Below are 10780 nucleotides of genomic sequence, written 5' to 3' on the forward strand. Positions count from 1 at the left end.
GCCAACGAGCACAAAAAGACCCAAGAGGCACCAAAACGTTTGTGGTTTTTGGGTCTTTTCGTGGCTATTCGGAGATTATACTATGCTGAACCGTCTCTTCGGCGGGGGTAAACGAGGCGAATCCGGCGATCGTCCGGCTATATTGCGCGGTGACCGGCCCGGCGAGCCGATTACGCTCAAGGTAGCGCTTATTACCCACGATCCGCCGATTCCCGAACGCGGCGGCTTGCCGTTGAGCCGGGTGATGGGTTGGAACGATGCCGAAACACTGGCCGCCCGATATATCGCCGATCTGCGTGCCTGTTCGGGTGGGATCGCCGACTATCGAATCGTGATGCGGCGGCATTATACCGACTTTCCGATCAAGAGCGATGGCTTTCGCTACGATAGCGCCACGTATCTGGCGGTATGGGAGCGGCGGATGCCGGCGCACCAACCGGATGAAGCCGATTATGAGCAGTTGCTCGATCAGATCGGGCTGGCCGCCGAGCTTGAGCGCGGTGAGTTGGATGAGTTGTGGTTGTTTGCCTTTCCGTATGCCGGTTACTACGAGAGCCGGATGGTCGGTGTGGATGCGTTTTGGTGCAATGCGCCGCCGCTGCGGTTGCCCAATGCCCGCCGCCGCTATGTTGTGATGGGGTTCAATGTCGAGCGTGGGGTTGATTGCATGCTCGAAAACTTCGGTCATCGCGTCGAGTCGATTATGGCGTATGTCTACCGCAATCATCCGCCGGAGCGCAACTTGTGGGAGCGTTTCACTCGCCTCGATGAGTGCGGCAACGTCCACTTTGCGCCGTCGAGCGCGCGCGACTACGATTGGGGCAACCCGCGACCGGTGTGGGCGCGGGCCGATGCGTGGTACCAGTTTCCCAACCTGAGCGCGCCGGCCCGGGTGATGCGCTGCGCCGAATGGGGCGGCGGCGATGTGCGCCTCCACCATCTCTGGTGGCTCGATCATCTGCCGCGGGTTGCCGGCGAGACCGATGGTATCGCCAATAATTGGTGGCAGTATATCTTGCAACCGTGGATAGTCCCATGAATGTGCAGATGCCGGTCTTCCAGCTTTGGCAGCGACTTGCGCGCTATTTTAGTAGCGGGCAGCGCACGCTGATGCTGGCGGCGTATGCTATGATTAGCTTCGCGCTCGTTGAGTTTATCCTCTTTCATCGCCACTTGCCGCCAGAACGCTTTTACCCAGTCGTGTTGCTTTTGAGTGTCCTGCTGGCGCTCAACGCAGCTTGGGAGGGTTTGCAGCGCCGTTGGGGCGAAGCAGCAGCGAACCGTTTCTATTTCGCCGCCAGTATCACGCTCTTCTTGGTGGTGAACTATGTTGGTCTCGATGCCGGTTGGACGTTTCTACCCTTTTTGCTTTTCGTCATCGCTTCGCAGGCGGTGGTCGGGCTAGGGGTGTGGCGTGGTCTCGGCATCAGTCTGCTCTTGTACCTTGGGTGGAGTGGAGTGTTCTGGTTGCGCGGCGCAGCGCTTGAACAGCTCCTCGCGCAGACCTCATCCATTTTGTTGGGTTTGATCTTCACCTTGGTATTTTCGATTGTGCTCGCGCGTTTGGCCGATCAGATGGCCCGTGCCGAGCGGTTGGCCGCCGAGTTGCGTGCGGCTAATGCGGCGTTGGCGGCGGCACGTGAACGCGAAGTTACTTTGGCGGCGGCTGAAGAGCGCGTGCAGTTGGCGCGCGAGATTCACGACGGGCTAGGCCATCATCTCACCGCGCTGAATGTGCAGTTGCAAGCCGCTGCCCGTCTGCTCGACCGCGAACCGGAACGGGCGGCGCAGGCGCTGGCTCTTTGCCGGGAGGAGGCGCAGGCGGCGCTGGCCGAGGTGCGGCAGAGCGTGGCTTTGATACGGGCCAATCCGCTGGCCGGCCAACCTCTGCCGGACGTGATCGCTGGGATGGTGCGCGATTTCGATCGGGTTTCGCCGTTGCAGGCCAACTTTGCGCTGGAAGGTGAAGTGGGTGAGGTGGCGCCGGCGGTGGCGATGACCCTCTATCGCGCCGCCCAAGAGGGCTTGACTAATGCGCAAAAACATGCTCAGGCAACCACAGTGACAGTGCGGCTGAGCGGTGATGCCGATGGTGTGCGACTGGAAGTAATCAATGACGGCCCGCCGGTGCCGCCGGTCGCCGAGACTGGTTTTGGCCTTGCCGGTCTGCGTGAACGAGCGGCGCGGTTGGGGGGGACTTTGCAGGCGGAACCGTTGCTGGAGGGTGGTTTCCGGTTGGTGATGGCTGTGCCCCGTGCGGGAGCAGAGGGAGGGCCGCATGATCCGCATTCTGTTGGCCGATGACCAGACACTGGTGCGGCAGGGGATCCAGACCCTGCTCGATCTAGAAGAGGATTTGATCGTAGTAGGGGCAGCGGCCAATGGCCAACAGGCGCTGACCATGGTTGAGCAAATGCAGCCGGATGTCGTGTTGATGGATGTGCGCATGCCGGTGATGGATGGCGTTGCTGCTACCGGTGAGATTACCAAGCGGTGGCCGCACATCGGGGTCATCATTCTGACCACGTTCGATGATGATGAATATGTGATCGAGGGCTTAAAGGCTGGTGCGCGCGGTTATATGCTGAAAGATGCCGACAGTAGCGAGATTGTCGAGGCGGTGCGAATCGTCGCTCGCGGTGAGGCGCTGATCCAGCCCAGCATCACCCGCAAAGTACTGGCCGAGTTCACCCGGCTGGCCGGTAGAGGAGCGCCGGCAATGCTGCCGTTGGCCGAACCGCTGACCGAGCGTGAAATGGACGTGCTGCGCGGGATTGCCATCGGGCAGTCGAATCGCGAGATCGCCGATCAGCTTTGTATCAGTGAGGGCACGGTCAAAAATCATGTTTCTAGTCTGCTTGCCAAGCTCGCGGTGCGCGATCGCACACAGGCTATCATCCGCGCCCGCAAGTTGGGGTTGATCGAATAATCCCTTCCTATGCCGAACGTCATCCTCCGCCTATGACCACAATCTATCCTTCGCCACTGGTTGCCCATCGCGCCGAGTGCTATGCTCTAGTCAGGCAACAGAGCTGTAGCGAACGTGAGGAAAGCAATGGAAACCGAAACGACAATGACCGAAACGCGCAACCGGTCAGTGGTGGGGATGGTGCTGATTGCGCTAGGCATCATCTTACTGTTGGGGTACATGGTTGATGCTGGTCTGTTTGTGTTGCCGATGATAGCGCTTATCTTCGCAATCGTCGGCATACGCACCTGCAACGCAGGTTGGTTCATCCCAGCAGGTATTCTTGGCGGGATCGGACTAGGGGCGGCATTGGTTGAAACGCTACCATTGGCCGAAAACCTTGAAGGTGGCGTCTTCCTGCTCTCGTTTGCAGCCGGTTGGGCAGCTATTCCGCTACTCAGCGCGCTCTTTGCCAACGAGAAGGTGTGGTGGCCGTTCATCCCCGGCGGTGTGATGGCCATGATTGGTTCGCTCATTCTGATCGGTGAGGGTGGCGTCACGCTGCTCGATCTGATCTTCAACCGGGCCGGCTGGATCTGGCCGCTCGTGCTGATTGGGATCGGTGTGGCCTTGCTGCTGCGGCGGGGAGCTGAGTAACGATAGGGCGATTTCCGGCAGGAAGGGGAAGCGAGGGGCTATGGCCAGACACCGTAGCCCCTTGCTTGGTAAAGAGGTGTGTGACTATGGTTGACCACCCTACGCTTCCTCTAACAACAGCATCTACCGCCGTTTCGTCGCCATTACAAACGTTGCGCCAAGCTATGCTCCTGTCGCTGTGTTCGGGTGTCTTGATGGGCTTGGCCCAACCGGCGCTGTTTGATATGGGCTGGCTGGCGTGGATAGGCCTCGTGCCCATCTTGATCGCGCTGGCTAGCCGTCCGACTCGCTTTCACCTCTGGATTGCGCTGCCTTGCGGCATCCTCTGGTCGCTCGGTGCGCATGCGTGGTATCCAGCGATGTTTGGTTGGGCTGGAGGCATGCTGCTGATCGTGGCGGTCGGTTTCTTGGACGCGGCACTGTTGCAAGCTGGTATGGCGCTTGCCAGCCGCTTGCCGTCAGCGGTTCAGACACTCGGTCTACCACTTGCATTGACGGCACTAGAGTTTGTACGCACGGTCATACCGGTGATTGGCGATTGGTGGTTTGAGGCGCTCGCGAAAACGCAATGGCGCTTTCCGTCGGCGTTGCAAATTGTCACTCTGACCGGCTCGCCCGGACTGAGTTTCGTGATCGCCTTAACCAATGCAGCGTTGGCGACCCTGCTCGTGGCCGCTTGGCAGAAACGCATCGCTTGGCCGGCAGTGTTGAGCTTGGGGAGTGTTGCCTTGGTACTAGCATGCGGATGGTGGGTGATGGCGCCATCGCCTGCTGAAACAGTGCAGATCGGAGTGATGGTCGATCTCGCCAATCAGCTTGGGTCAGAGCAACAAGCTGTGCTTGAGCGTGATATTGCGCTGACGCGAATGCTGGCACCGCAGCAACCGCAACTGGTGGTATGGCCGGAAAACGAGTTGGCGACGGCTGACGATCCGGCGCTGCGTTTGGTGATCGGGCAACTGGCCCAAGCACTGAACGCATTTCTCGTTGCCGATATGATCTGGACAACACCGGCTGGCCGCTACGACACAGCAGTCTTGTTTGGGCCAGATGGGGTTGAAGTGGGGCGGCAAGCCAAAATCAATGTGACCGGCGACGAACGGGCGCAGGGGTTTGTCGCCGGTCAGCGGCGCTTTCCAGTCTATCCGACCACGCTGGGAACCATCGGCCTCGGCGTTTGCTACGATCGGCACACACCGGATATTACACGCCAACTCACTCGCGCTGGCGCTCGCATCGTCGCTATGCCTGCCGATGATGATTTCGCCGCCAATCCGTGGTTTCCACGCGCGCATGCCGCCGATACGGTCTTGCGCGCGGTTGAGAACCGAGTCGCCTTTGCCGTTAGTACTACTAGCGGGATTGCCCTCGTAGTCGATCCGTATGGCCGTATCACTGCCGAGAGCGGGGTCAATCAGACGACAGTGCTGATCGGCGAGACATTTGTTAGCGCTGAATACACGCTATACACGCTCGCTGGCGATTGGTTTGAATGGCTGAGCGTAAGCATAGCTGGCATCTTGATTCTAGCGTGGCGGCCAAGGCCATCATAACGACAGACTCTAGTGATCCTGATAGTAGGATCACCAGCAGCCCTTCCACCTAGAAAATAATCTGATCGGCATTCACCTGCTCAAGGCTGCTCCACGGCGAGCGCACTTGCTCAGCGCGCAGTTGGCCACGCCGGTAGAGAACGAGCAGCATCACGCCGGCGATTGCAATCAGGGTGAGCGCGCTGAGGTAAACGGCGATGTAACCGTTAGCAACGACGCCGCTCATTCGCCCGATGATGTCGCGGGCAAGACCAGCGGCAATGGTGCCCACGCCTTGCGCCAACGCCTGTGTAATGCCCCACAGAGCAAGGAACAGACCAGCGTGAGCACGGTCGCAAAGACCCATCACCAGCGAGAGACCGCCGACGATCAGCATGCCGCGGCCCATACCGATTAGAGCTACTCCACTCAGAAATTGGCCAACGTGATTGGGTGAATTTGAGAAACTGATCGTAGCAAAGCCAACAATGCCAAGCAGCGACGCGCCGCCGATCATGCGCAACGCCGGTTGGCCGCGCCAGAGCAGCCAGCCGGTCAATACAATTGCGGTGAGCATGCCGCCGCCCCACACTGCGGTCAACCGGGTTGTTTCGGCCACCGTCATCCCCAACACCTGCCCGCCGTATGGCTCAAGCAACACGTCATGCACGGCAAAGCCGGTGGTGGCCAGCGCCAGCACGATAAACAGGTTGCGCAACGGGCGCTGCGCCGCCAGCATGCGTAACGAATCGCCCAACGTCTCGCGCACCCGCACCGGTGTCACGTCAGCTAGCTCGCCGTTTGGCTTTAACCGCTCTTGGTCGAGCATTGACATAAACGTTAAGAAGACGAAAGCCAGCGCCGAACCCTGCATCACCTGTATCAGGCGGGTATGGCTATAGTCGATCAGCAGCTCGCCGATCAACAACGAGCCAACGATGGTGCCCAGCACCAGTGCCACCCACAATACACTCAGCACGCGCCCACGCTCTTCTGGCGGGGTTACATCACTGACAATCGCGAGATAGATCGTCTCGGCGATATTGACCCCTAGTCCATAGGCAAAAAAGATCGCAAAACAGACAATCACCGCCAGCGGGAACGGCAAATAGCCCTCGCCGCTGAGCAGAATCAGCGAGAAGGGCGCAGTAGCCAACCCACCGTAGGTCAGCATCGCTCCTAATACGAGATAGGGGGTGCGCCAGCGGCCAGCGGCCCGATTCACGTCTGACTGGTAGCCGAAAATGGCGCGCGCTGGTGAGATAAAGTAGTGCAGCGCCAGCAAGGAACCGACCAAAAACGCGGCGATCCCTAGCTCGTTGATTAACACCCGGTTGAGGGTGCCGGTTAGCGGCGCAAGCGAGAGACCCATTCCGAACTGAAACAGACTGAGACGAAAAACACGCAGCCACATACGCAGGCGCGGACGGGCTTCCAGCCAGTGTTGCACCTGACGAAACGGCCGCAGCAATGTGTCTGCCATTGCCATCTTCCGGCTCCTTGCGCTAGAGCGTCGTTGTTGTGACGTATTATAGCACGCGGTGACATGCGGTATAAAATGAGGTTCCAATGCTTCTTCTGCTCAACCATCCAAGGCTCATAGTCGTGCGATGTATTTGCTATTAGCGTTCGCCACTTACAGGGATGACCATCGTGCGCAAAGCGTTTCACTGTTCCCTGTGGTATGATGATAGCCACAACGCGTACTTGGTTTATCGAGATTGTACCTTATGAGCCGAATTGCCGAAACCTTTGCCCGCCTCCGTTCTGAGGGACGGATTGCCTTAATGCCATACTTGACGGTCGGCTTTCCCGAACGCGAGAGCACATTAGAGCTGGTGCCGGCGCTGGAAGCGGCAGGCGCCAGTTTGTTTGAGTTAGGGGTGCCCTTTTCCGATCCGCTGGCCGACGGGACAACCATCCAGCGTGCGACCCAGCGTGCGCTCGAGCATGGCGTGACGATGGCCGATTGCCTTGCCACTGTCGCCGAGCTGCGCGCGCGTCATGTGGCAGCGCCGCTGCTGTTAATGGGCTACTACAACCCGTTGTTACGCTACGGTATTGACCGTGCATGCGCCGATTTAGCCTCTGCTGGTGGTGATGGCTGGATCATTCCTGACTTACCGCTCGAAGAGGCGGCTGATCTGCGCCAGATTGCCGCTAAGCACCAGCTTGATCTCATCTTGTTCATCGCCCCCACTACCCCGCCGGCGCGGATCGCGCAGATTGTGGCTCATGCCAGCGGCTTTATCTACATCGTCTCATTGACCGGCGTGACCGGCGCGCGGCAGGCGCTAGCCGGCAATCTCGCCGATCTCATCGCCACGGTGCGACAACAAACCGATCTGCCGTTGGTGGTTGGGTTTGGCATTAGCCAGCCGGCGCACGTTGCTGAGGTGGCGCGTATTGCTGATGGTGCTATTGTCGGCAGTGCCTTGATCGACCGCCTCGAACGGCTGCCGCCGTCCGAGCGGGTGACCGGCGCTGCTGCCTATATCCGTGAGTTGCTGAGCGAAGTGGCAGGGTAATGATGATGCAAGGTGCATAACACAGCCGTAGAGCCGCATGACCGTGCGGCTCCGCTATTGAACGTTTATAAACCCATTCCAAACAAGAGAGGAGCCGAGCAATGGAAGCGCGAGCGTATGTGTTGATCGAGGCCGAGTCGGGCAAGATCGGCGAGGTGCTGGCCGCGCTGCGTGCGATCGATGGCCTGATTGCGGTTGATGCCGTCACTGGCCCCTACGATATCGTCGCGACCGTGCAAACTCCTGATCCGCGCCAGATTGGCCGGCTGGTGATGAGCGAAATCCACGCCATTAGCGGCATCAAGCGCACAATCACCTGTATGGTGATTGGGTAGAGTTCATTCTTACTACTCCTTCTCAATGGCAACGGATCATCGGTAAAAGGGTGTTGTACAAACCTATGGATCCCTCACCTTCTCGACGGATGCGCTGGGCTGTGGGCGGCGCATTGATACTGGCGTTATTAGCAATTGTGCTAGGTGGTGTGTTTACCGCCGTGATCGGTCTCTTCACCGGCCAAATCGCGCCTGAGGCCAGTTGGGTGGATTGGGTGCGCGTGCTGTGGCCGGCAATACTGTTTTGGGGGCTAGGCGCGCTGCCGTTTGGCGCGGCGTTAGGTTTTTTTGCATCGCTGATCTGGCGCGAAGTTTGACTCTTGGCCGTAGCCGCGCTATAATCAGGGCGTTCGGGGCGTAGCGCAGACCGGTAGCGCACCTGAATGGGGTTCAGGAGGTCGCTGGTTCAAATCCAGTCGCCCCGACCATCCGGCAACGCTGGTGAGCATTTGCTCGCCAGCGTTTGTATTTTTGCGCTTTTTTCCGTCCTCATAACCAGCGCAGTAAACGGTTTTTGGCCCGGCGATACTGGTAAAATGCCAATAATTACTCAGTACATCTTGACACCTTCCATGATTCGGCGCTATACTGCAAGCATGTGGCGAATACCATTCGCGCTGCTACTGCGTTCCCTCAACGCATAATTTCACCTTTTCGGGCGGCGCAAGCATATATTTATGTGGGAGGATCCGGGATGGCGACTATCAGCCTGCAAGACGCCTACACACAAGCCAGAACATTCCTCGAGGCGAACCAGATTGAGCAGGCACTTGGCCTGACCCAGCATATCCTCGCGCACTACCCTGATAATCTGGAAGCCCAGCGGTTGCTTGGTGAGGCGTATCTCGCTCAGCGCGATTTGCCCGCCGCTGTGGCGACCTTCGAGCAGGTGTTGCAGGCTGATCCCGAAAATATTCCGGCCCACGTGGGCCTTGGCATGGCATACGAGTGGCAAGGCCGGCTCGATAAGGCGATTGCCGAGTTTGAACAGGCGCTGGAAATTCGTCCGGATATGCCGGAGTTGCGCGCCCAGTTGGTGCGGCTCTACACCGAAGCATGGGGGAGCGAGCACGCTGCTCTTCGCCTCAGCCGTTCTGGGTTGGCTCGCCTGTATGCCCGCGGCCACATGTTGCCACAGGCAATTCATGAGTTCCGCAATGTGATTGCCGAACATCCTGAGCGGCTCGATGCGTGGGTTGGCTTGATCGAGGCTCTCTGGCGTGATGGCCGGCTCGACGAAGCCGTTGAGGCATGCCAGCAGGCGTTGCAGGCACAGCAAAAGCTCCTGAAAGCGCATCTGATCCTCGGCGCGATATTGCTGGAAGGTGGTGATCAGCGCGGCGCTGACCACTGGCGGATCGCGCAACGCCTCGATCCCTATCAGACCGTAGCGCGTATGTTGTTCGATCCACTGCCGGTGGGCGCACCAACGCCCGATGTCTCGTTGCCGGCGTGGGACGAGGCCGAGTGGCGGGCGCGGCGTGCGGCAGTCGCAGCTCCGGCGGCGGTTGCTGCCGATGATGATTTTTTTGCCGAAGCCAGTTGGTTGACGCCGGCGGCTCAACCCGCAGCCGTGGCTTCGGCAATGTCGGATGACGATCTGCTAGCGATGTTGCTCTTCTCGCCGCCGGCAATGAGTGTTGTTTCCCCGCCTCAGCCAGCGACGTTGGGTAGCGATGTGTTTGATTTCGATCTGTCGGGGCCTGCTGCCACTCCTACCGGTTTGACACTAGATGAGATTGGGGTCAATGTGGCTGCGGATGCCCCCGCTGAGCCGGAGCTGGCCCCGTTCTCATTAGAGGAGCTGGGGCTGTCGCCCGCAGAGATTGCCCAGTTGGAGGGTTCGGCGGAGGCGGAAGCAGCAGAACCGGCGCTGACGCCATTCTCGCTAGAAGAGCTGGGGCTGTCGCCCGCAGAGATTGCCCAGTTGGAGGGTTCGGCGGAGGCGGAAGCAGCAGAACCGGCGCTGACGCCATTCTCACCAGAGGAGCTGGGGCTGTCGCCCGCAGAGATTGCCCAGTTGGAGGGTTCGGCGGAGGCGGAAGCAGCAGAACCGGCGCTGACGCCATTCTCACTAGAGGAGCTGGGGCTGTCGCCCGCAGAGATTGCCCAGTTGGAGGGTTCGGCGGTGCAGGGGTTGACGCCGTTCTCGCTCGAGGAGTTAGGCTTGCCGGCGGATGAGGCCGCGCGATCCCAAGAGCTGGGTACGGCTGGCAGTGATGCATTTGCTGATGAATTGAGCAGTTTGCAACCTTTCTCGCTTGATGATCTTGATTTCGGGGCAAATGCTTCTGCCGGTGAATTGCCGCCATCATTGCAACCCTTCTCGCTAGACGATCTGGCGCTCGATGAGGCAAAGCCTGCGCCGCAAGCTGAAACGGTTGAACCGGGGATCTATAGCTGGCAAGAACCGTCAATGCGGAGTGGCGGTATTCAGTTGCCACAAGAGGTCGAGCCGAGCGGGCCGTCAATCTTTAGCAAGTTGGTTGAACGCGCTGCTGCGTTGCCGCCGATCGAAGAGCCGCCGCTGTCGTCAGTTGAACTTACTGATGCTGACGTAGCGGCTTATTTCTCGAGTGATGATGTGTCATTGCGCGAGGATGACGGTTCGCCTGAGCGCTTGACCGGCACCTTCCGTTTGCCGAAGCTGAGCCTTGATGAGAGTCTCGCTCCTTCTGGCGCAGTTGGTGCATTGGGCGGCAAGGGTGAAGAGCCGGAGGAAGAGCTGGAGTTTACGCCGTTTTCGGCCGAGCCGGAGTTGACGCCGTTCTCGCTGGAGGAGCTGGGGCTGTCGCCGGAAGAGGTCGCGCAGCTAGAGGC

Annotated in this window: 10 protein-coding genes and 1 tRNA gene; 10 read left to right on the forward strand and 1 reads right to left on the reverse strand. The window is 59.4% G+C overall.

Going from position 1 to position 10780, the window contains the following annotated elements:
- Positions 1-82 precede the first annotated feature (82 nt).
- From Q1A59_RS13250 to Q1A59_RS13270, 5 genes are all read left to right on the forward strand, one after another.
- A complete protein-coding gene (locus Q1A59_RS13250) occupies positions 83-1039 on the forward strand; it encodes a hypothetical protein (protein WP_298406220.1) in 957 nt (318 codons plus the stop codon).
- The gene (locus tag Q1A59_RS13255) at positions 1036-2304 is read left to right on the forward strand and encodes a sensor histidine kinase (RefSeq protein ID WP_298406218.1); all 1269 of its coding nucleotides are present in this window, start codon (positions 1036-1038) and stop codon (positions 2302-2304) included. The genes Q1A59_RS13250 and Q1A59_RS13255 overlap by 4 nt, the downstream gene beginning before the upstream one ends.
- Positions 2279-2929, forward strand: a complete 651-nt coding sequence (locus Q1A59_RS13260; RefSeq protein WP_299645109.1) for a response regulator transcription factor — start codon at positions 2279-2281, stop codon at positions 2927-2929. Before Q1A59_RS13255 ends, Q1A59_RS13260 begins: the two co-directional genes overlap by 26 nt.
- A gap of 126 nt (positions 2930-3055) precedes the next feature.
- On the forward strand, positions 3056-3565 hold the full coding sequence (locus Q1A59_RS13265; RefSeq protein WP_299645110.1) for a hypothetical protein: 510 nt from the start codon (positions 3056-3058) through the stop codon (positions 3563-3565).
- Positions 3566-3729: 164 nt separating this feature from the next.
- Complete coding sequence (locus tag Q1A59_RS13270; RefSeq protein ID WP_299645111.1) at positions 3730-5118, forward strand: nitrilase-related carbon-nitrogen hydrolase; 1389 nt, start codon at positions 3730-3732, stop codon at positions 5116-5118.
- Between the two features lie 49 nt (positions 5119-5167).
- Here the strand turns inward: Q1A59_RS13270 and Q1A59_RS13275 are convergent, their stop codons facing one another.
- A complete protein-coding gene (locus tag Q1A59_RS13275; RefSeq protein WP_298406210.1) occupies positions 5168-6586 on the reverse strand; it encodes a BCD family MFS transporter in 1419 nt (472 codons plus the stop codon).
- A 241-nt stretch (positions 6587-6827) separates the two neighbouring features.
- Here Q1A59_RS13275 and trpA point away from each other — a divergent pair, with 241 nt between their 5' ends.
- The 5 genes from trpA to Q1A59_RS13300 all read left to right on the forward strand — a co-directional run.
- Complete coding sequence (gene trpA, locus Q1A59_RS13280) at positions 6828-7625, forward strand: tryptophan synthase subunit alpha (RefSeq protein WP_298406208.1); 798 nt, start codon at positions 6828-6830, stop codon at positions 7623-7625.
- 101 nt (positions 7626-7726) lie between these two features.
- Positions 7727-7960, forward strand: coding sequence for an Lrp/AsnC family transcriptional regulator (locus tag Q1A59_RS13285; RefSeq protein WP_066782560.1), 234 nt, complete (start codon positions 7727-7729; stop codon positions 7958-7960).
- 65 nt (positions 7961-8025) lie between these two features.
- On the forward strand, positions 8026-8277 hold the full coding sequence (locus Q1A59_RS13290) for an ABC transporter ATP-binding protein (RefSeq protein WP_298406205.1): 252 nt from the start codon (positions 8026-8028) through the stop codon (positions 8275-8277).
- Positions 8278-8311: 34 nt separating this feature from the next.
- Positions 8312-8388: transfer RNA gene (locus Q1A59_RS13295), tRNA-Pro, on the forward strand.
- A gap of 266 nt (positions 8389-8654) precedes the next feature.
- A partial coding sequence (locus Q1A59_RS13300) for a lipopolysaccharide assembly protein LapB (RefSeq protein WP_299645112.1) occupies positions 8655-10780 on the forward strand: 2126 nt, incomplete at its 3' end.

Source organism: uncultured Chloroflexus sp., assembly GCF_937951745.1.
Taxonomy (GTDB): Bacteria; Chloroflexota; Chloroflexia; order Chloroflexales; family Chloroflexaceae; genus Chloroflexus.

Coding starts and splice junctions, on each gene's coding strand:
- Q1A59_RS13250 (WP_298406220.1), top strand. CDS start 83: ATGCTGAACCGTCTCTTCGGCGGGGGTAAACGAGGCGAATCCGGCGAT.
- Q1A59_RS13255 (WP_298406218.1), top strand. CDS start 1,036: ATGAATGTGCAGATGCCGGTCTTCCAGCTTTGGCAGCGACTTGCGCGC.
- Q1A59_RS13260 (WP_299645109.1), top strand. CDS start 2,279: ATGATCCGCATTCTGTTGGCCGATGACCAGACACTGGTGCGGCAGGGG.
- Q1A59_RS13265 (WP_299645110.1), top strand. CDS start 3,056: ATGGAAACCGAAACGACAATGACCGAAACGCGCAACCGGTCAGTGGTG.
- Q1A59_RS13270 (WP_299645111.1), top strand. CDS start 3,730: ATGCTCCTGTCGCTGTGTTCGGGTGTCTTGATGGGCTTGGCCCAACCG.
- Q1A59_RS13275 (WP_298406210.1), bottom strand. CDS start 6,586: ATGGCAATGGCAGACACATTGCTGCGGCCGTTTCGTCAGGTGCAACAC.
- trpA (WP_298406208.1), top strand. CDS start 6,828: ATGAGCCGAATTGCCGAAACCTTTGCCCGCCTCCGTTCTGAGGGACGG.
- Q1A59_RS13285 (WP_066782560.1), top strand. CDS start 7,727: ATGGAAGCGCGAGCGTATGTGTTGATCGAGGCCGAGTCGGGCAAGATC.
- Q1A59_RS13290 (WP_298406205.1), top strand. CDS start 8,026: ATGGATCCCTCACCTTCTCGACGGATGCGCTGGGCTGTGGGCGGCGCA.